Origin of the sequence: Parafannyhessea sp., assembly GCF_051876455.1 — a bacterium.
GTDB lineage: Bacteria > Actinomycetota > Coriobacteriia > Coriobacteriales > Atopobiaceae > Parafannyhessea.
Genome location: NZ_JBJEHW010000057.1, coordinates 1 through 20967, shown reverse-complemented (window position 1 = coordinate 20967; position 20967 = coordinate 1). Strand labels below are relative to the sequence as shown.

General features: G+C 67.7%; 17 protein-coding genes, 1 tRNA gene and 1 pseudogene. 13 read left to right on the top strand and 6 right to left on the bottom strand.

What is annotated here, in order from left to right:
• Positions 1-114 precede the first annotated feature (114 nt).
• From ACI38Z_RS02735 to ACI38Z_RS02720, 4 genes are all read left to right on the top strand, one after another.
• Complete coding sequence (locus ACI38Z_RS02735) at positions 115-1218, top strand: ATP-binding protein (protein ID WP_439788651.1); 1104 nt, start codon at positions 115-117, stop codon at positions 1216-1218.
• A 156-nt stretch (positions 1219-1374) separates the two neighbouring features.
• A complete protein-coding gene (locus ACI38Z_RS02730; RefSeq protein WP_439788650.1) occupies positions 1375-2334 on the top strand; it encodes an ABC transporter substrate binding protein in 960 nt (319 codons plus the stop codon).
• Positions 2335-2350: 16 nt separating this feature from the next.
• Positions 2351-3268, top strand: coding sequence for an ABC transporter permease (locus tag ACI38Z_RS02725; protein ID WP_439788649.1), 918 nt, complete (start codon positions 2351-2353; stop codon positions 3266-3268).
• The gene (locus ACI38Z_RS02720) at positions 3268-4062 is read left to right on the top strand and encodes an ABC transporter ATP-binding protein (protein ID WP_439788648.1); all 795 of its coding nucleotides are present in this window, start codon (positions 3268-3270) and stop codon (positions 4060-4062) included. Before ACI38Z_RS02725 ends, ACI38Z_RS02720 begins: the two co-directional genes overlap by 1 nt.
• A gap of 108 nt (positions 4063-4170) precedes the next feature.
• Here ACI38Z_RS02720 and ACI38Z_RS02715 read toward each other — a convergent pair whose 3' ends face one another.
• The 6 genes from ACI38Z_RS02715 to ACI38Z_RS02690 all read right to left on the bottom strand — a co-directional run bounded on the left by ACI38Z_RS02715 (position 4171) and on the right by ACI38Z_RS02690 (position 12476).
• Positions 4171-5031 carry an HAD family hydrolase gene (locus ACI38Z_RS02715; protein ID WP_439788647.1) on the bottom strand — a complete coding sequence of 287 codons (861 nt, stop codon included), beginning with the start codon at positions 5029-5031 and terminating at the stop codon, positions 4171-4173.
• Positions 5032-5464: 433 nt separating this feature from the next.
• A complete protein-coding gene (locus tag ACI38Z_RS02710) occupies positions 5465-6124 on the bottom strand; it encodes a potassium channel family protein (RefSeq protein ID WP_439788646.1) in 660 nt (219 codons plus the stop codon).
• A gap of 9 nt (positions 6125-6133) precedes the next feature.
• Positions 6134-6787: a potassium channel family protein gene (locus ACI38Z_RS02705; protein ID WP_439788645.1), complete on the bottom strand. Its 654-nt coding sequence runs from the start codon at positions 6785-6787 to the stop codon at positions 6134-6136.
• A 6-nt stretch (positions 6788-6793) separates the two neighbouring features.
• Positions 6794-9658: a cation-translocating P-type ATPase gene (locus ACI38Z_RS02700; protein ID WP_439788644.1), complete on the bottom strand. Its 2865-nt coding sequence runs from the start codon at positions 9656-9658 to the stop codon at positions 6794-6796.
• 243 nt (positions 9659-9901) lie between these two features.
• Entirely contained in the window at positions 9902-10717 is an 816-nt protein-coding gene (locus ACI38Z_RS02695) for a response regulator (RefSeq protein ID WP_439788643.1), read from the bottom strand.
• Positions 10710-12476 carry a sensor histidine kinase gene (locus ACI38Z_RS02690; protein ID WP_439788642.1) on the bottom strand — a complete coding sequence of 589 codons (1767 nt, stop codon included), beginning with the start codon at positions 12474-12476 and terminating at the stop codon, positions 10710-10712. The genes ACI38Z_RS02695 and ACI38Z_RS02690 overlap by 8 nt, the downstream gene beginning before the upstream one ends.
• 512 nt (positions 12477-12988) lie before the next feature.
• Here ACI38Z_RS02690 and galE point away from each other — a divergent pair.
• The 9 genes and pseudogenes from galE to ACI38Z_RS02645 form a co-directional block, all read left to right on the top strand.
• Positions 12989-14044 (top strand): UDP-glucose 4-epimerase GalE, encoded by a 1056-nt coding sequence (gene galE / locus ACI38Z_RS02685; RefSeq protein ID WP_439788641.1) that lies wholly within the window; start codon positions 12989-12991, stop codon positions 14042-14044.
• 2 nt (positions 14045-14046) lie between these two features.
• Positions 14047-15114 (top strand): polyprenyl synthetase family protein, encoded by a 1068-nt coding sequence (locus ACI38Z_RS02680; RefSeq protein ID WP_439788640.1) that lies wholly within the window; start codon positions 14047-14049, stop codon positions 15112-15114.
• A 23-nt stretch (positions 15115-15137) separates the two neighbouring features.
• Entirely contained in the window at positions 15138-16058 is a 921-nt protein-coding gene (locus ACI38Z_RS02675) for a peptidoglycan-binding domain-containing protein (protein ID WP_439788639.1), read from the top strand.
• Between the two features lie 117 nt (positions 16059-16175).
• Positions 16176-16250 (top strand) — tRNA-Gln (locus ACI38Z_RS02670).
• 237 nt (positions 16251-16487) lie between these two features.
• On the top strand, positions 16488-17879 hold the full coding sequence (gene glmU, locus ACI38Z_RS02665) for a bifunctional UDP-N-acetylglucosamine diphosphorylase/glucosamine-1-phosphate N-acetyltransferase GlmU (protein ID WP_439788638.1): 1392 nt from the start codon (positions 16488-16490) through the stop codon (positions 17877-17879).
• A 6-nt stretch (positions 17880-17885) separates the two neighbouring features.
• The gene (locus tag ACI38Z_RS02660; protein ID WP_439788637.1) at positions 17886-18881 is read left to right on the top strand and encodes a ribose-phosphate diphosphokinase; all 996 of its coding nucleotides are present in this window, start codon (positions 17886-17888) and stop codon (positions 18879-18881) included.
• Positions 18882-19215: 334 nt separating this feature from the next.
• Complete coding sequence (pth, locus tag ACI38Z_RS02655; protein WP_439788636.1) at positions 19216-19806, top strand: aminoacyl-tRNA hydrolase; 591 nt, start codon at positions 19216-19218, stop codon at positions 19804-19806.
• 161 nt (positions 19807-19967) lie between these two features.
• Positions 19968-20813: a sulfide/dihydroorotate dehydrogenase-like FAD/NAD-binding protein gene (locus tag ACI38Z_RS02650; RefSeq protein WP_439788635.1), complete on the top strand. Its 846-nt coding sequence runs from the start codon at positions 19968-19970 to the stop codon at positions 20811-20813.
• Positions 20801-20967: pseudogene (locus ACI38Z_RS02645) on the top strand (dihydropyrimidine dehydrogenase); the annotation flags it as partial. The gene ACI38Z_RS02650 and the pseudogene ACI38Z_RS02645, both read left to right, overlap by 13 nt.

Genomic DNA, 20967 nt, shown 5'->3' with positions numbered 1-20967 from the left:
GAGGTTTTCGCAGGTCAGAGTTAGCACGAAGGACACCTTGCCCCAAAAGGCGAAAAAGGCGAAAATAGGCGAACAAGGCGAAAGAAGGCGAAAAAGGCGAAAGGAGTCTCGGCGATGCCTCCGGTCAACCCATTCACGCCCGAGTTTGGCAGCGTCCCCCTCGTTATGGCGGGGCGTGAGTCCATCAAGAGGGAACTCTTCGAGGCCTTCGCCCAAGGTCGTGGCAATCCAAACCTGTCGAGCATCCTGATTGGCCCCCGAGGGTCCGGGAAGACCGCACTTCTCACCTATCTTGCCAAGGAGGCGGCTGAGGACGGCTGGATAGCCGTACACGTGGTGGCAATGCCGGGAATGCTCGAGGACATTTACGAACAGACCCGCATCGCGTGCGAGAAGGCGCTGGGCAAGCGTGGGGCCGCGTTACCCCAGCTCACGGGCATGAGCGTGGGCCCGATAAGCGCCAGCTGGTCGGCGGTTCCCGCCGAAACGGAGAACTGGCGCACAAGGATGGGGCGACTCCTCCAGACTCTGGAGGACGCGAATCTGGGGCTGCTGATCACCGTGGACGAGGTCGTGGCGTCGCTCGGCGAGATGGTCAATCTCGCAGCCGTCTACCAGCTCTTCGTGCGCGAACAGCGCCAGATCGCACTTGTGATGGCCGGCCTTCCACATAACATCAACGCTCTACTTAACGATAAGAGCGTGTCCTTCCTGCGCAGGGCTCAACAGCACAAGCTTGGCACCATATCCGACGCCGACGTACGAAACGCCTTCAGAGAGACGGCCGCGATTGGCGGCAGGAAGGTTACCGGCGATGCGCTCGAAAGCTGCACGCAGGCAATCGGTGGCTACCCCTATATGCTTCAGCTCGTGGGCTTCAGATGCTGGCAGGCATCCGAGCTGAGCGGGGCAATCTCGTCGACGGAAGCCGAGCGGGGCATCGCTGACGCACGAGAAGACTTTCGCTCGCACATCCTCGCGCCCACCTATAGGGAGCTTTCAGACGTCGACCTGCGCTTTATTGAGGCAATGCTAGAGGACGCCGAGGAGAGCCGCGTTGCGGACATCGCGCAACGTATGGGGGTCGAAAGCCGGTACGCCTCAAAGTATCGCGGTAGGCTGCTCGCGGAGGGCGTGATAGACCAGGTGGCTCGCGGCATCGTGCGCTTTGCCCTGCCCGGCTTCAGGACATACGTGGAGGAAGAACTGGGCGCATAGCCCCCTCGCGCCCCATCTGCTACCCAGGCCCAGGCAGTTACGAACATGTAATCGATTGCCGCGAGCCATGCCGCGCGCGCCCATGCAACCTTAGGATTGGCTGACATCCCACCGTGCCACGACACCGTGGCCACCAAACCTAAGGAGGCTGCCAAGATGACCAAGTGCATGACCCGTCGCGATGCCATCGCCCTGTTTGGAGGCCTGACCGCCTTTACCCTTGCCGGATGCGGAAGCTCCGGCAGCTCGGACAAGACCTACAAGATCGGCGTGCTGCAGCTCACCGAGCACGACGCGCTCGACGCCGCCAACAAGGGCTTCGTGAGCGCGCTCAAGAAGTCCGGCCTCAAGTACAAGATCGACCAGCAGAACGCCCAGAACGACCAGTCCGCCTGCCAGACCATCGCAACCAAGCTCGTGAACGACGGCGATGACCTGATCCTGGCCATCGCCACGCCGGCCGCCCAGGCGGTCGCGGGCGCCACGTCGGACATTCCCGTCGTGGGCACGGCCATCACGGACTTCGCGGCGTCCGGCCTGGTCAAGAGCAACAAGAAGCCCGGAGGAAACGTGACCGGCACCTCCGACCTCACCCCCGTGGACGACCAGTTTGGCCTGCTGGTCAAGCTGCTCCCCAACGCCAAGACGGTGGGCGTGCTGTACTGCACGGCGGAGTCCAACTCGGACGTGCAGGTCAAGCTGGCCCTCAAGGCCGCCAAGAAGCGCGGGCTCAAGGCCGTGCGCTACTCCGTCTCCAGCTCCAACGAGATCCAGCAGGTCGTGGAGTCCATGGTCGGCAAGGTCGACGCCTGCTACGCGCCCACGGACAACACCATCGCGGCCGGCATGTCCACCGTGTCGATGGTCGCGAACGAGAACAAGCTTCCCGTCATCTGCGGCGAGAAGGGCATGGTCGACAATGGCGGCCTCGCCACGTACGGGATCGACTACACCAAGCTGGGCTACAAGGCCGGGCAGATGGCGGTCAAGATCCTGAAGGGCAAGAACCCGGGCGACATGCCAATCGAGTACCTGAGCGCCAAGGAGTGCACGCTCGCCACCAACGAGAAGACCGCCAAGGCCGTCGGCGTGGACCTCTCGGTGCTCAAGTCCTAGTTTGGGGGAATCCTTAATGCTGCTATCCCTGTCCGGCGCCGTCGCGCAGGGCATCCTCTGGGGTGTCATGGTGCTCGGCGTCTTCATCACGTTCCGCATGCTCGACATCGCGGACCTCACCGTGGACGGCTCCTTCGCCCTCGGCGGCTGCGTCGCGGCCGTGGCCTCGGTCAACATGGGGCTCGACCCCGTGGTCGCCATCCTCCTGGGCATGCTCGCGGGCGCCGTGGCCGGCGCCGTCACGGGCCTGCTGCACACGCTGTTCGACATCCCCGCTATCCTCGCGGGAATCCTCACGCAGATCTCGCTCTGGTCCATCAACCTGCGCGTCATGGGCAAGTCCAACACGCCGCTCCTCGGCGTGGACACCGTGTTCTCGCGCGTGGCAAGCGCGCTCGGCGTCTCCAACAACGTGGCCACGCTCATCATCGGGATCGCGGTCGCGGCCCTGTGCGTCGTCCTTCTCTACTGGTTCTTTGGCACTGAGATCGGCTCCGCCATGCGCGCGACCGGCCAGAACGAGGACATGTGCCGCGCCCTGGGCATCGACGTGCGCGTGACCAAGCTCATCGCGCTCAGCCTGTCCAACGCGCTCGTGGGCCTGTCCGGCGCCCTGGTGTGCCAGAGCCAGAAGTACGCGGACATCAACATGGGAACCGGCGCCATCGTGATCGGCCTCGCGGCCATCGTCATCGGCGAGGTGCTCGGCCGCCTCACGCCGGGCAAGCTGCAGGCGTTTGGCAGCCGCCTGACCTCGGCCGTCGTGGGCTCCGTCATCTACTTCATCATCCGCGCCATCGTGCTCCAGATGGGCATGGACGCCAACGACATGAAGCTCTTCTCCGCCGTCATCGTGGCGCTCGCCCTCGTTATCCCCGCCATCGTGGAGCGCAGCCAGGCGCGCCGCGCGTTCAAGAGGGGAGCTGATCGCTGATGCTCACGCTCACCCACGTCACCAAGACCTTCAACCGCGGTACGGTCAACGAGAAGCCCGCGCTCACCGGGGTGGACCTCCACCTCGAGCCCGGCGACTTCGTGACCGTGATCGGCGGCAACGGCGCCGGCAAGTCGACGCTGCTCAACTGCATCGCGGGCGTCTTCCCGCCCGACGGCGGCACCATCAAGATCGACGGCCGCGACGTGACGCGCCTTCCCGAGCACAAGCGCGCCGCCGACCTGGGCCGCGTCTTCCAGGACCCGATGCGCGGCACCGCGGCCGACATGCAGATAGACGAGAACCTCGCCCTCGCGGCGCGCCGCGGGCAGGGGCGCGGGCTCTCGTGGGGCATCACGCGCGAGGAGCGCGAGGACTACCACGAGCGCCTCAAGATGCTCGACCTTGGCCTCGAGGACCGCATGACCTCCAAGGTCGGCCTGCTCTCCGGCGGCCAGCGCCAGGCGCTCACGCTGCTCATGGCGGTGCTCCGCCGCCCCAAGCTGCTGCTCCTGGACGAGCACACCGCCGCGCTCGACCCCAAGACCGCGGCCAAGGTCCTCTCGCTCACGCAGCGCCTCGTGGAGCAGGACTCCCTCACCACGCTGATGGTCACGCACAACATGCACGACGCCATCCGCCTGGGCAACCGCCTCATCATGATGCACGAGGGCCACGTGATCTTCGACGTCCGCGGGGACGAGAAGAGCAGGCTCACCGTGCCGGACCTGCTCCGCAAGTTCGAGGAGGTCTCGGGCGGCGAGCTCGACAACGACCGCATGCTGCTGTCGTAGGTGCAGCCGCCGTGGCGGCGGGTCGCATAGGCAAGCGCAACGAACTGGGGAGCTCCGCCGGGCGCGGGCCCCCCTCTTGTTGCCGGATGTCACGGCACGGCGAGTCCGCTACCCGCGCATGAACTCCGGCACGACCTCGCGACCCGTCGCGCGCGACTCCGCCGCGGCAGCCGCGATCTGCTCCATGGCGCGCGCGACGCCGTCGTCCGCGCTCGCGTCAACGTGCCAGCGCGCCGCCTTGGTCGCGGCCTCGTTCGCGTTGGCCACGGCGCACGAGTTGGGGTAGCGCCGCAGCATGTCCAGGTCGTTGTCCGCGTCGCCAAAGACGCAGACCTCCTCGTCGGAAAGCCCCAGGATGCGCTGGAGGATGGCGATGCCGTCCGCCTTGCCCCAGCCCTTGGGCGTCACGTCGAGCCAGTTGAGCACCGTGTTGGGGAAGATCAGGCTCGGGCAGGCATCCGCAAGGCGCCCCGACAGCTCCACGGCGCGCGAGTTGTCGCCCATGACCACGAGTCCCGCCTTGACCACGGGGTAGTCCGGCATCCGGTCAAGCTCGTGGTACCTGCCGCCGCACATGAAGACGCGGTCGTACATGTCGCCCAGCTCCTCGGCCGTCGCGCCGGTCCAGTCGCCCGAGTTGTCGTCGCGGTACGTGATGAACGCTACGCCCTCCACGCCGGCGGCGATCTCCTCCGCACGACGCAGCTCGTCGGCGGGCAGGGTCTTCTCGTACACGACCTCGCCCAGGTAGTACACCTTCTGGCCGTTCACGAGCACGCCCGTGTTGAAGCAGCTCGCGTCGTCCCCAAAGAAGCCCGACAGCTCGCCGCGGTCGCGCCCGCTCGCAGGACCAAAGTCGATCCCCTGCTCCTGGCATGCGTGAATGGCGTCCACCGTCCGCTGCGACGCGCGGCCGGCGCCAAACGGCACGAGCGTGTTGTCCATGTCGGAAAGAATGAGCTTTATCACGATGCCTCCGAGCGAGCGTCCCCTGCGTACGGTCGGGCAGCAGGCTTGCATCGCCAGGCTCGCCGCCGCCCCAAGCTACCTTAGCGCCGGGCGAGAAGAACCGCGACCCTCCCCTGTCGCCGTCACGCATTCTGCCAACTGCCGCGCCGCGACGGCGGCAGGGCCCCACATGCCAAAAACTATTTTGGCATATGGGGCCCAAGTCCCTTACCTGCGGAAACGCAAAACGAGCCACGTTCCAGAAAAGTTTTTGGCATGTGGGATCACTAGAGCCGTCCCGCATGCGCCCACCCCGCTCGCAAAACGCGTTTTGCGAGCGGGGGCAAGAGCCGGCCGCAAGCCAGCTGCCTGCCCAAACGCAAAGAGGTCCCGCTCGCAAAGCATGCTTTGCGAGCGGGACCGTCGCCATCCGGCTCGGCCGCCGCCCGTGCCGCTACGCGAAGGCCCGCTTGAGCTCGCGCTTGGCCGCCGCGCTCGTGAACGCGAGCACATTGTCACCCGCGATGAGCCCGGTGTCGCCCTTGGGCACGATTATGTCGCCCGCGCGGTCAATCGCGATCACGATGGCCTCGTCCGGCAGCGCCAGGTCGGAGATCTTCTTCCCCACAGCGCCGGAGTCGGGGCGCACCTCGAGCTGCACCAGCGCGTGCTCGTCCTTGCCCAGGCGCATGATCGTGAAGACGTCCTCCATGTCCAGGCCCTCCTGGACGGAGCGGGCCAGCAGGTCGGCCTGGTTGATGCCCACGTCCACACCCATCGACTCGTTGAACATCCACGAGTTCTTGGGGTTGTTGACGCGCGCGACCACGCGCGGCACCTGGTACTCCATCTTCGCGAGGGTCGACGCGACCAGGTTGACCTCGTCTGAGCCCGTCGCCGCGATGAGCACGTCGGCGTTCATGATGCCGCACTTCTCCAGCACCTCGGGGCTCGTGCCGCTGCCGAGCACGACCTTCTGACCCGGCAGCTCCTCCTGGAACTTGCGCACGGTCTCGCGCCTGTTGTCGATCACCACGACGGACGAGCCGCCGTCCGTGAGTATGGGCGCCAGGTAGCGACCGGTCTTGCCGCCGCCTACGATGATGATGTTCATGGCTGCCTCCTACTCGCCCTTGCCAAGCATGTGGGCAAACTTCTCCTGCGCGCTCGACGCCACGGCCGCGTAGATCACGTCGCCGTGCTCGAGCACCGTGCCCTCCGTCGGGATGGACGTCTGGCTGTTGTGCGAGACGGCCACCACCTTGACCTCGCCAATCGCGGTGATCTCGCGCACCGTGCGCCCCTCAAGGAGCGTCGGCACGTCCGCGCGCACGATCTGCACCTCGCCGGTGCCGATGGAGAGCACGCTGTCCTGCTGGTGGTACGTCAGCAGCTCGCAGGCCCTGCGCACGCCCCAGTCCGTCGTCGAGATGGTCTGGATGCCCAGGCGACGGTACGTCTCGGCCTTGCTCACGTCGTACATGCGGGCGATCACGCGCGGCACGCGGTACGAGTCGCGGGCGATGCGGGCGATCACGATGTTCGTCTCGTCCGACGTGGTGCACGAGACCACCGCGGACGCGCGCTCGATGCCGGCCTTGGCCAGCACGTCGCGGTCGATGCCCACGCCGCAGACCCTGCGGCCGGCAAACTCGTCGCCCAGCAGCTCCAGGCGCTCCGCGTCCTGGTCCACGGCGCACACGTTGTGGCCCTGGCGGTCAAGCTTGCGCGCGAGCCCCAGGCCCATGCGCCCAAGTCCAACGACAATCACGTTCATGATGTCCTACCTTTCACTTTCCTGCGCGATGCGGACGCCGTCGCGGTCGATTCCCAGGTGCCTGCGCACGATGGCCTTCCTGCCCTCCTCGAGCAGCAGAACGATCGGGGGGAGAAGAACGAGGAACACGTAGTCCGCGGGTCCGAGCGGGCAGGTGTGGAACACGCTCTGGAACGGCGGGAACACCGTCAGGAACACGATGAGCGCCACCTCAAAGAGTATGCCCTTGTTGACCTGCTTGTTGGAGAACAGCCCGACCGAGAAGACCGAGGCGAGCTCCGTGCGGCAGTTCATGACCTCGCCGATCTGCGAGAACACGATGGCCGCGAGTGCCATGGTCGTGGCGCGGACGTAGGTGGGGTCCAGGTCCTTGCCGACGCCGAACATGACGGCACCCATGTGCCAGCCGGCCTGCACCTGCGCGAACATGAACGCCGCGAGCGAGGCGGCCGCGCCCAGCAGGCCGTACCACAGGAAGGCCTTGCGCATGACCTGCGCGTTGAGCAGGTGCTCGTGCGGGTCGCGCGGCGGCTTGCTCATCACGTCCTTCTCGGGCGGCTCGGAGCCCAGGCCAAGGGCGGGCAGCATGTCCGTGCCCAGGTCGATGGTCAGGATCTGCATCGTGGTCAGCGGCAGCGGCACCGCGCCGCCGGAGAGCAGGTACACGGCGGAGGGCACGGCCTCCGGCACGTTGGAGTTGAGGATGTAGAGCATGAACTTGCGGATGTTCGCGTAGACCGCACGGCCCTCCTCCACCGCATGCACGATGGAGGCGAAGTTGTCGTCGGTCAGGATCATGTCCGCCGCCTCCTTGGCGACGTCCGTGCCCGTGATGCCCATGGCAACGCCGATGTCGGCCTTCTTGAGCGCCGGCGAGTCGTTAACGCCGTCGCCCGTGACCGCCACGACCTCGCCCATGGCCTGCAGGTTCTCGACCACGCGGAGCTTCTGCTCCGGCGCCATGCGCGCGAACACGACCTCGCCCTTGAGGGCGCGGCGCAGCTCCTCGTCGGAGGTCTTCTCCAGCTCCAGGCCCGAGAACACCTTGGGGTGCGCGCCCTTGACGATGCCGATCTTGCGCGCGATGGAGACCGCGGTCAGGCCGTAGTCGCCGGTGATCATGATGACGCGGATGCCGGCGCGGCGGCACTCGGCCACCGCGGCCGCGACCTCGGGACGCGGCGGGTCCTGCATGACCTCCAGGCCCACGAAGGTCAGGTCCTTCTCGATCGCCTCGGGGGTGTACTGGCTCACGGAGGCGGGCACGTCGGGCTCGTCCCTGTGGATGGGGCGGTACGCCACGGCGAGCACGCGCAGGCCGTCGGCCGCGTAGGAGTCGTTCGCGTTCATGATCTTGCTACGCAGCGAGTCGGTCATGGGCACGACCTCGCCGTTGACGCGGACCTTGGTGGAGAGGCGCACGACCTCGTTGGGCGCGCCCTTGGTGAAGGCCACGCGCGTGGCGCCGTCGATCGGCTCCTCCAGCTGGTGGATGGTGGACATGCGCTTGCGGCGGCTCTCGAACGGCAGCTCGCGCACGCGCGGCATGCGGCGCTCCACGTCCTTGAGGTCGAGTCCGGCCTTCTGGGCGCTCACCAGGAGGCAGGCCTCCGTCGGGTCGCCCAGCACCGTGTAGCGGCCGCCGTCCTTCTCGGGTGGGATCAGGCGCGCGTTGGAGCACAGGGCGCCGCCCTCGAGCAGCAGCTCCAGCTCCTCGTCGTCAGCGGCCGAGAAGGACTTGCCCTCGGCCCGCACCTCGCCCTTGGGCGCGTAGCCCACGCCCGTGACCTCGTACTCGCGGGCCGGGGTCCACAGGTGGTTGACCGTCATCTCGTTCTGCGTGAGCGTGCCGGTCTTGTCCGTGCAGATGACGCTCGTGGAGCCGAGCGCCTCCACGGACGAGAGCGACTTCACGAGGGCGTTGCGCTTGCTCATGCGCTGCACGGCCATGGCCAGCGACAGCGTCACGGTCGGGAGCAGCCCCTCCGGGATGAACGCGACGACCATGCCGAGCGCGAAGATGAACGACGCGGCGAGCCCGTTGTGCACAAAGAGTACGTCAAGCAGGAAGAACACGACGCCCATGCACAGCGCGAACACGGTGATCTGCTTGGTCAGGTGGTCCAGCTGCCTCTGCAGCGGGCTCTCCTTCTGCTCCATGTTCTGCGTAAGGCTCGCGATCTTGCCGAACTCCGTCGCCATGCCCGTCTGCGTCACGACGACGCGGCCGTTGCCCTCGGCCACGCTCGTGCCCTCGAACACGAGGTTGGGCATCTCGGCGTTGGTGAGGTTCTCCTCCAGCACGGCGTCGGACGTCTTGCGCACGGGGTTGGACTCGCCGGTGAGCGTGGACTGGTCTATCTGCAGGTCGCTCGAGCGCACCACGCGTCCGTCGGCCGAGACCTTGTCGCCCTCCTCGAGCATCATGACGTCGCCGGGGACAAGGTCCTCTGCCAGGACCTTCTGCTCCTTCCCGTCACGGATCACGTTGACGTAGGCCGGCAGCATCTTCTTGAGCGCCTCGGTCGCCTTGTCGGCCTTGCTCTCCTGCCAGAAGCTGAAGCAGCCGTTGATCACGTTGACCAGCCACACGGCGATGCCCAGCTCGGGCATGCCCGCCACAAAGGCGATGATGCCGGCGACCCAGAGCAGTATGGCCATCATGTGCGTGAAGTTTGACAGGAACACCAGCACGACCGACTTCTTCTTGCCGGACTGGATGACGTTCTTGCCGTACTGCCTCTGCCTGGCCTCCACCTCCTGGGTGCTGAGCCCCGCGGCAGACGTGCCCATGGCCAAGAAGACCTTGTCACTCGTAAGCCGGGGAACCTGGGCCACCGGTATGGTGGCACCGTCCTTGGAATCCTCCACGAAGGCCCTCCCTTCCTCTCGATGCGACCCCGGCACCCGCCGGGGAACGCAGCCGGCTGCGCGCCGACCAGAGGGGAGATTATCCATTCCGGCACCCGCGGATGCCGAGGTGAGTCCCTGGGAACGAAACGCCATGCCAGCGGCATAAAATAACATTAAGGCTGGCATAAATGCGGCATAAAAACTGCTGGCAGATGGCATAGGCACGGGCGAGAAGGACGCGGTGCCCACCGAGGCGCCCAGCTAGACGCTCATCATGCGGTACCCGACGCCCACGTGCGTCTGTATGTAGCGCGGGTGCGCCGTGTCACGCTCGATCTTCTTGCGCAGCGACCCCATGTACACGCGGAGCGTGGCGAGGTCGCCCGTCTGCCCCTGGCGTCCCCAGACCTCGTCCAGGATGTAGCCGTGCGTGAGGACCTTCCCCACGTTGCGCGAGAGCAGGCAGAGCAGCCGGTACTCGATGGGCGTGAGGTGGATCTCTGCGCCGTCGAGCGTGACGACGCCCGCGACGTAGTCGATGGCGAGGCCGCCGTCGCGGAAGGTCGCCGGCGCGGCGGGCTCCGGCTGGGCCGCCGCGGGCTGCACGGCAGGGGCGGGCTGGGCCGAGGCCGCGGCCGTGGCGACCGCGAGGTGACGCTCCGCCGCGCGGATGCGCGCAAGGAGCTCCCCCACCGAGAATGGCTTGCACACGTAGTCGTCGGCCCCCGCGTCGAGGGCGCCGATCTTGTCCGCGTCCTCGCTCCGCGCGCTCACCACGATGATGGGCATGGCCGACCACGCGCGGATGGCGCGCACGACCTCGACCCCGTCGATGTCAGGCAGTCCCAGGTCAAGGAGGACGATGTCCGGCGACTCGGCGGCCGCGAGCGCGATGGCCTGCTTGCCCGTGGTCGCGACCTCACGGGCATAGCCGTGCGCATCGAGCGCGGCCAGGATGATGCCGCGGACCTCCGGGTCGTCCTCCACCACGAGGATGGTCGGGACGGGCGATGGTGCCGCGCCCGTTGGCGTCGCGTCGGCTTGCGTCGCGCTGGATTGCGTCGGGCTGTCACTCATCTGGTCCACCCCCTCCCGGAAGGTCGCATGCGGGCAGGTCGAAGCTGAACACGCAGCCATGGCCGTCCCCCTCGTTTGGCTCGAGGCGGATGGTGCCGCCGTGCGCCTCGACGATGGACTTGCAGAGCGAGAGCCCCAGCCCAAAGCTGCGCCGGCCGTCCGCGAGCCCGTGCCCCACAGTATAGAACGTGTCGAACACGCGCCCGCGGTCCTCGGGGGCGATGCCAGGCCCGTCATCGGTCACGCTCGTGGTGACCACGTCCTTCTCGCCCACGTTGGGCGCGGCGGGGTCCGACGTGGCGGACACGGAGCGCCGCTCGGTGCGGATGGTTATGTGGCTGCCGGCCGGCGTGTACTTGACGGCGTTGTTCACGAGGTTGACCAGCACCTGGACCATGAGGTGCGCGTCCACGCTCACGAGGCAGAGGCCCCGGGACGGCTCCGCCGCGAGGACGTGCTCGGACGCCTTGGGGTCCACGTGGCGCAGGGCCTCCTCGACCACGTCGTCCATCAGCTCCGGCGTGCGATCCAGGTGGACGCCCTCGCTCGTGAGGCGCGTGATCGCGAGCAGGTTCTCGACCGTGGCGTTGAGCCAGTTCGCGTCGTCACGGATGGAGCGCTCGAGCTCGCGGCGGCGCTCGGGCGCGAGCGGCGCGGGGGCCGGGGCAGGCGCGGAGGATGGCGCCGGGGAGTCCGCCTCGAGCAGCATGTCCGCCGCGCCGGAGATCGACGTGAGCGGCGTGCGGAGGTCGTGCGAGATCGACCGGAGCAGGTTGGCGCGAAGCTGCTCGTTCTTGGCGAGGACCATGGCCTGCTCGCGCCTCTGGGCGGCGAGCTCGCGGCCGAGGGCGAGGCTCGTCTCGCCCGCCACGGCGCGGGCCATGTCGCGCTCGCCCTGCGAGAGCTGCCCACCCTGGCCCAGGACCGCGAACACGCCGAGGGGGCCGTCCTTCTCGCCCACCGGCAGGTAGAGTCCCGCCGCGGACGAGAAGAGCGCGGTGCCGCTGCCCGCCGGCGCGTCGTTTTCGTACGCGCGCATCGCGACCGCGACCTCGATGGGGAAGTTGGGCTGGCGGGCGGCCCGCGGGCCCGCGATCACGCCCGTGCCGTCGAGCGCGCCCGCGTCCGGGATCGGGGCGTCGCTCCCGTCCTTGCGGAAGAGCGCGCCGGGCTCGAGCATGCCCGCGCCGTTGGGCAGATACAGCACGACGGTACCGCTGACCAGGCGCGCGAGCTGGCGGCCGGCCTCGCCCATGACGGACTCCACGGAGTCGCAGCGCTGCAGTGCGTGGTTGGTCTGCAGCAGCACGTGCATCATGTGGCTTGCCGCGCGGCTGTCGCGCGCGTTCTGGCGCAGGCGCATCGCGATCACGCTCGAGACCACGGCGACGACGCACATGACCGCGAACGTCCCCGGGTACTGGCTGCCCCACGCCACGAGGTGGTAGCGCGGGTCGGTGAAGAAGAAGCAGAAGAGCCCCACGGAGAGCGCCGTGGCGACGCCGCAGGTCACGTGGCTCACCGTCACGAGCGAGACGAGCTGCACGGACAGCACGTACACAATCACGATCGCGTCCGCGCCGAGGCCGAGGCGGTCGAGCGCGACGCCGACGAGCGTCGCGAGGGCGAGGGCGGCAGCGACCACGGCGGCCTCCGCGAGCACGCGGCGCGGCCAGGGCGCGTCCGACCAGGCGGACGCCCACGACAGCCACCTCTGTGCGAGGGAGTCCTCCCCCATGCCGGCCCTCGGTTCGCTCACGGTTGCGCCTCCCTGCGGTTGCGGCGTCGCGACGCCGACGCCCCCTGCCTGCTTGGTCGCGCACATGATAGCGCAGGCGACGCGGGCCGAGGCGGGATGCCGGCGGCACGGGGGGTCGCGCTGGGCGCGGCACCGCAGAACGCGTTGTGCGATCCGAGCGCAAGCAACCGCCAACTGCGGAAACGCGATTCTCCGACTGTTCGCAGAACGCGTTTTGCGACGTCTTCGGCATCGGTCGGGGCTGGTGCGACCGCTCGAGACGGACCCTCATTCCAAAAACGTTTCTGGCATGTGGAGCGCACGCCGTCTATCTGCGGAAACGCGATTCCGCCCTCATTCCAAAATCGTTTTTGGAATGAGGGTCCGCCCAACCCAGCAGCTCGCGAGGCGCCGTCCCGCGCCCGGACACAGCCCGCACACGCTGGGACGCTATACTTGTGGCGTATGTACGTCGCCGCCAGCGGCCCGGCCGCGCGCGGCGCCTGCAACCAACATCAGGCAAGGAGACTCACATGAGCCAGAAGAAGGACCCGAAGGACACCTGCGTGCTCGTCACCGGCGGCGCGGGCTTCATCGGCAGCCACACCGTGGTCGAGCTTCTGCAGGACGGCTACCAGGTCGTCATCGTGGACGACCTGTCCAACGCGAGCGAGAAGGTCGTGGACCGCATCGACCAGATCGTGGGCGAGGAGGCTGCCCAGAACCTCACGTTCTACAAGGCGGACGTGAACGACCGCGAGGCCATGGAGACCATCTTCGACCAGAACGACATCGACCGCGTCATCCACTTCGCCGGCTTCAAGGCCGTGGGCGAGTCCGTCAGCAAGCCGATCGAGTACTACTCCAACAACCTGGGCAACACGCTCACGCTCGTGGACGTGATGCGCAACCACGGCTGCAAGGACATCATCTTCTCCAGCTCCGCCACGGTCTACGGCGCGCCCGACAGCCTGCCGCTCACGGAGGAGTCGCCCAAGAAGCCCGCGACCAACCCGTACGGCTGGACCAAGTGGATGATCGAGCAGATCCTGACCGACCTCCACACCGCGGACCCGGAGTGGAACGTCGTCCTTCTCCGCTACTTCAACCCCATCGGCGCGCATCCCTCCGGACTCATGGGCGAGGACCCCAAGGGCATCCCCAACAACCTGCTGCCGTACGTGGCGCAGGTGGCCATCGGCAAGCGCGAGTGCGTGCACGTCTTTGGCAACGACTACGACACGCCCGACGGCACGGGCGTGCGCGACTACATCCACGTGTGCGACCTGGGCAGCGGCCACGCGGCGGCGCTCAAGTGGATGAACGGCCGCACCGGCGTCGAGATCTTCAACCTGGGCACCGGCAAGGGCACGAGCGTCCTGCAGATCATCGAGGCCTTTGGCAAGGCCTGCGGCAAGAAGATCCCGTACCAGATCGACCCGCGCCGCCCGGGCGACGTCGACGCCAACTACGCCGACTGCTCCAAGGCCAAGCGCGAGATGGGCTGGGAGGCCAAGTACACCATCGACGACATGTGCCGCGACTCCTGGAACTGGCAGTCCAAGAACCCCAACGGCTACGAGGGCTAGCGATGGCCCCAACGTCGCCTGACGGCCGGTCCGCGGGGAGCGCCTTCGCGGACTACCTCGGCCGTCACCACCAGCTCATAGAGGACGCCCTGGGCGAGAAGGCCGCGTGCCCCCTCCCCCGGACGGCCCCTCAGATGCGCGACGAGCTCGACCGCTACCTGTACGGGCCGCTCGCGCGCTTCACGGCGTCGGGCGGCAAGCGCACGCGCCCGGCGCTGTGCCTGCTGGGCGCAGAGGCCGTTGGCGGCCGCGCCGAGGACGCGCTCAGCGTGGCCACCGCCATCGAGAACTTCCAGTCCGCGGCCCTCGTGCACGACGACATCGCGGACCGGAGCGAGCTGCGTCGCGGCAAGCCCTGCGTCTACGTGACGGAGGGCGTGGGCGTGGCCATCAACGTGGGCGACCTCGCGCTCACCACGGTGACGCGCCAGATCCTGGACGACGCCTCGCTCGCGGACGCCACCAAGCTCCGCGTGCTGCGCGAGGTCGTGGCGATGGAGGAGCGCACGCTCGAGGGCCAGGCGCTCGACCTGGGCTGGGCGCGAGACGGCCGCTGGGACATCTCCGTGGACGACTACCTGTACATGGCCAGCCACAAGACGGCCTACTACAGCGCGGCCGTGCCCCTGGCTGCGGGCGCCATCTGCGGCGGCGGCACGGACGCGCAGGTGAAGGCGCTGCGCTCGTTTGGCATGAGCGCGGGCCTCGCCTTCCAGCTCCAGGACGACCTGCTCAACCTCGTGGGCGACCCGGCCCGCCAGGGCAAGGACTTCCGGAGCGACATAACGGAGGGCAAGCGCACGCTCGTTGCGGTCTGGGCGCTCACGCACCTTCCCGAGGCGGCCGCGACCGAGCTGCGCACGATCCTCTCGTCCAGCGCGACGGACGAGGCCACGCTCGCGCGCGCCGTCGAGCTCATGGGCGAGTCCGGCGCCATCGACCACACCCGCGCCTACGCGCGCCGGCTTGCCGACGAGGCGAAGTCTCACCTCGCGTCTGCGGACTTTTTGCCAGAAGCGGGCAGAACGCTCCTCTCTATGGCAGACTTCTTTGTTGAGCGCCTAGGTTAGGCGCCGCGAAAACGGGAGAGCACATGGAACCAATCCGAGAGGGCGCTTCGGGCGCCGCTGTTGAGGACATCCAGGAGCGTCTGACGTCCCTGGGCTACAAGATCGACGAGCACGAGCTGGGCGAGAAGAGCTTTGGCCCCACGACCGCGAACGCCGTCGGGCGCTTCAGGATGGACCAGGACATCCCCCTGGGCACCGAGGTCGACGGCGCCACGTGGTCCGCGCTGGTGGACGCCGGCTACAAGATGGGCGACCGCACGCTGTACCTGCGCCTCCCCAACCTGCACGGCAACGACGTGCTGGAGCTGCAGAAGTGCCTGAACATCCTGGGCTTCTCATGCGGGAAGCCGGACGGCTGCTACGGCGTCTACACGGAGGCCGCCGTCAAGGAGTTCCAGGAGAGCCAGGGCATGCTCGCGGACGGCATGGCCTTCCCGGACACGTTTGACGCGATCGAGCGCCTGCACCACGTGTGGGCGGGCAAGCCCGCGGACGGCCCCCACCCCATGGGCGGCATGGGCTTCGCGCGCGCGGCCGGCGTACTGGAGCACACGCAGATCTCGCTCACGGCCGAGGACCCCATCAGCCGCAACGTCGCGGGCCGCATCTGGAACCTGGCCACGGCCACCACGGACAAGAGCGGCCTGGACATCGTGGAGAGCGTGGACGCCTCGCGCCCGGACGACGACGTGGTCATCGTGCTCGGCACGACGGACCTGCCCGAAGGCAGCAAGCTCGCGAACCTCTCCACCGAGGAGATCGAGAGCCTGCCGCTGCGCCTGCGCACCGCGGTGGAGAGCGCGCACGCCAACGGCGTGAGGCCGCCCGTCGTGCGCCTGGAGCTGCCGCACGGCCTGGCCTACGACGGCACGTTCACCACGAGCGACGCGCAGACGTTCGCGGTCATGCTGCTCGACGCCATCTGCTCCGCGTTCAACCTGTAGCAATCGTCCCAGGCGGGCCACGCCGCGCGGACGCGGCCGCCCATCTGGTACACTTTGTGGGCGCGAGGCTGGCACACCCGCGGCGACGTGCCGCGACGCCCAACGCAGCGACTGCATTGGGGTATCGTCCAAGGGTTAGGACACGGGTTTTTGGTGCCTGGAATGTGGGTTCGAATCCTACTACCCCAGCCAACGCGACATCGCCGGGGGTCCCGCACGGGGCCTCCGGCTCTTTTTGTGCCGCGGGAGGCCGCCGCGCGCGACCCGAGCCGCCTCCCGCACCGCATCTTGTGTTTCTCGTCCGCTGTCGCAGGCGGCGCCCACGGCCGCGCGGCGCGCGCTATCATGTGAGAGTCGTGTAACAGTCCAGCTAGAGTGCGTGCCATTGCCGGGTGCCGCCTGCTGGATCCAAACGCTGGAGGCAACAACATGCCGGTAACCGCGATCGTCCTCGCCGCCGGCGAGGGAACGCGCATGAAGTCGCACCACCCCAAGGTGATGCACAGGGTGCTGGACAAGCCGCTCGTGTGGTGGGTTGTCAACGCGGCGCGCAAGGCCAAGGTGGAGCGCATCGTCGTCGTGGTGGGAAACGGCGCCGACGAGGTTCGCGCGTACTTTGCGGGCGAGAAGGACGTGGAGTTCGTGGAGCAGCGCGAGCGCCTTGGCACCGGGCACGCCGTGCGCGTGGTGCGCGACGCCCTGGGCGGCTTTGACGGACCCGTGGTGGTGCTCAACGGCGACCTGCCGCTCGTGCGCCCCCAGACTGTGAGCGCGCTCGTGGCGCGCACGCGCGAGAACCACGACGCCTGCACCGTGCTCACCATGACGCCGCCGGACGCCACGGGCTACGGCCGCGTCCAGATGGACGGGCAGGGCCAGGTCAAGGCCATCATCGAGCACAAGGACTGCACGCCGGAGCAGCGCGAGACGCTGCTGGAGTGCAACGCCGGCGCGTACTGCTTCTGCGGCAGGCGCCTGACGGACAACATCGACAAGATCACCAACGACAACGTGCAGGGCGAGTACTACCTCACGGACATGGTTGGCCTCTACGTGGGCATGGGCGAGCCCGTGACGGCCGTCCACTGCGACGACTACCGGGAGCTCCTGGGCGTGAACGACCGCGTCCAGCTGGCACAGGTCACCAAGATCATGCAGCGCCGCATCAACGAGGGGCTCATGCGCTCCGGCGTGTCCATGCTCGACCCGGACCAGGTGTGGGTCGGGCCGGAGGCCACGATCGGGATGGACACCGTCCTTCTCCCCCAGACCATCGTCTGGGGCAGGACCGCGGTGGGCGAGGCCTGCACCGTCGGCCCCAACAGTCGCCTGGTCAACGCGACCGTGGGCAACAACTGCACGGTGGACGAGACCGTGATCGTGGACTCCACCATCGACGACGACGTCAACTGCGGCCCGCGCGCGTACCTGCGCGGCGGCGCGCACTTCCACAAGGGCTCCAAGGCCGGCACGCACGTCGAGATCAAGGGCTCGGAGGTCGGCGAGGGCTCCAAGGTCCCGCACCTGAGCTACATTGGCGACGCGCGCCTGGGCAAGGGCGTCAACATCGGCGGCGGGTCCATCACCTGCAACTACGACGGCAAGCACAAGAGCCACACCGAGATCGGCGACCACGTCTTCGTGGGCTCCGACACCATGATGGTGGCCCCCGTCACCATAGGCGACAACGCGCTCGTGGGCGCGAGCTCGTGCATCACCAAGGACGTTCCCGCGGGTGCCCTCGCGCTGGAGCGCTCCAAGCAGACCGTTATCGAGGGTTGGGCAGACCGGTACTGGGACCGTCTGGAAAGAGAGGACTAGCTCACAATGTACGAGGACCTTAGCAAGCCCCTTAACGTCGAGAAGAACATCCGCCTTTACACGGGCACCGGCAACCCGGCGCTGGCCCAGCGCATCGCGAACGTGCTGCACCTCGAGCTCTCCGGACTCAAGATCACCAAGTTCGCCAACGGCGAGATCTACGCCCGCTTCGAGGAGACCGTGCGCGGCTGCGAGGTGTTCTTCGTGCAGTCCATCGCCGGCCAGAACGTGAACGACCTCCTGATGGAGACCCTGATCGTGGCCGACGCCGCCACGCGCGCCTCCGCGGCGAGCTTCACGGCAGTCATCCCCCACTATGCCTACGCGCGCCAGGACCGCAAGGCCGCCTCGCGCGAGCCGATCACCGCGCGCCTGGTCGCCAACCTGCTCGAGGCCGCCGGCGTCGACCGCGTGATCACGCTCGACCTGCACTCCAACCAGATCCAGGGCTTCTTCGACATCCCGGTCACGCACCTCACCGCGCTGTACCAGTTTGGCGACTACTTCAAGGCCAAGAACTTCGACCTCAACAACACCGTGGTCGTCAGCCCCGACATGGGCCGCGCCAAGGTGGCCAAGAAGCTGTCCGACTACCTGGGCTGCGAGGTCGCCATCGCCCACAAGAGCCGCCCGAAGCACAACGCGGCCGAGGTCATGGGCATCATCGGCAACATCAAGGGCAAGACCTGCATCGTGAACGACGACATGATCGACACGGGCGGCACCCTCGTGGGCTCCATCCGCAAGCTCAAGGAGATGGGCGCGGGCGACATCTACATCAGCGCCACGCACGGCATCTTCAGCAAGCAGGCCATCCAGCTGCTCGAGGACGCGCCGATCGAGGAGTGCGTCGTGACGGACTCCATCCCGTGCGCCATCGCCAACACCGAGGGCTCCAAGATCAAGCAGATCTCCGTGGCCAAGGAGATGGCGGACGCGATCTTCGCGGTGTACGCCAACTACTCCGTGAGCGGCCTCGCGGGCGGCAACTCCGAGATGTAGCCGCGCGCCACTGGCGCCACAAGCGAGCCGACGACGGGCTCCTCCCAAAGCGCACTTTGGGAGGAGCCCGCTTTTTGCGTCACGCCTGGTAGACGACTCGCGACCACTGCGGAGCCCGACTCGCAAAGCGCGCTTTGTGAGTCCTGCCGCGCATGAGGCGCAGCAACGGGCGCCAGGCTTCGCACATCCGGTTGTGCGAACCCGGACTCCACCGCGTTTGCGCAGTTGGCGGCTCCCACGCGCGCTTCGCACATCCGGTTGTGCGAACGCGCGGGCTATAATGGCGCAGTCATGGCGCCGGCCCAGGGCCGCGCCGCGAGGATGGGAGAAGAGCATGGCCAACCAGCCCAGACCCAAGGACATCCGCATCATCTGCGGGCTCGGCAACCCGGGGGCGGACTACGCCGCCACGCGCCACAACGCGGGCTTCGCCACCGTGGACGCGCTCGCGGAGCGCCACGGCGCCCGCTACTGGAAGAGCGAGGCGGGCTGCATGGTCGCCCGCGTGAGGATGCGCGCGCCGGAGGGGACGCGCGAGGTCATCCTGGCCAAGCCGCAGGACTTCATGAACACGAGCGGCGGCCCGCTCTCCAAGCTCCTGCGCCAGGAGAGGGCCACCCCGCAGGAGGTGCTCGTGGTGCACGACGAGGTCGACCGCCCCGCCGGTGCGGTCGACGTCAAGTTTGGCGGCGGCCTCAACGCGCACAACGGGCTGCGCTCCATCGCCAACAAGCTGGGCACGCGCGACTTCGCCCGGCTGCGCTTCGGAATCGGCCGCCCGCCCGGAAAGATGCAGGTTGCCGACTACGTGCTGCGCACGCTCAAGGGCGGCTACCTGCAGGAGTTCGAGCTCGAGGCGCAGGATGCCGCGTCGCTCGCGGAACAGGTCGTCGAGCGCGGCGTGCAGGCAGTGGCAGACCGCTAGGCCAGCCGGGCAAACGCATAGCCACACGCCCAAACTTGGGCAAAGCCGGATGGCATGGTTCTTCTCACCCAATGCATCGCTGTATACTTGGGTCGTTATGCCGGCGCGTCCGCGTCTGCGGGGCGCGCCCGAGGATAGGGCTTCAGGAGAGGAGTTCGTTAATGTACAAGATCCTCGAAAAGACGCAGTTCTCCGAGAAGGTGTTTGAGTTTCGCGTAGAGGCGCCCGAGATGGCCAAGCACGCGCACGCGGGCCAGTTCCTCATGGTTCGCGCCAACGAGACCGGCGAGCGCGTGCCGTTCACCTTCGCGGACTGGAACGCCGAGGAGGGCTGGGTCGAGTTCATCTTCATGGTGGTCGGCAAGACCACGGAGATGCTCTCTAAGTACGAGGCCGGCGACGAGATCGAGGACCTCACCGGCCCGCTGGGCCAGCCGACGGACATGAGCGGCAAGGGCGCCTGGTGCGTCATCGGCGGCGGCGTCGGCCTCGCCATCGCGTACCCCGTCGCGCGCCAGCTCGTCGCGACCGGCCACGAGGTGCACGCCATCATGGGCGCCCGCACCAAGGACCTGCTGCTGCTCGAGGAGCAGTTCCGCAGCCTCCTGCCGGAGGACCACATCCACATCACGACGGATGACGGCTCCTACGGCGAGAAGGGCGTGGTCACCGCGCCGCTGGAGCGTCTGCTCCAGGCCAAGGCAGTCGACCAGGTCTTCTGCGTCGGCCCCGTGCCTATGATGAAGTTCTCGGCGCTCACGGCCGAGAAGTACGGCACCCCCATCACCGCGTCGCTCAACCCCATCATGGTCGACGGCACGGGCATGTGCGGCTGCTGCCGCGTCGAGGTTGGCGGAGAGACCAAGTTCGCCTGCGTCGACGGCCCGGACTTCGACGCGACCAAGGTCGACTGGAACGACCTTCGCGCACGTCAGGCTGCATACCGTACCGAGGAGGGCCAGGCCCTCAAGGCCTATGAGGAGGCGAACTGCGCATGCCAGAGGTAAACGGTCGCTGGATCGCGGACATGAAGGCTCCGCGCACTCCGGACAACGAGGAGCCCGCCGCCGAGCGCGCCCATGACTTCCGTCCCGTGGACAAGGGCTTCACGGAGGAGATGGCCGTGGCCGAGGCCGCGCGCTGCATGAGGTGCAAGAAGCC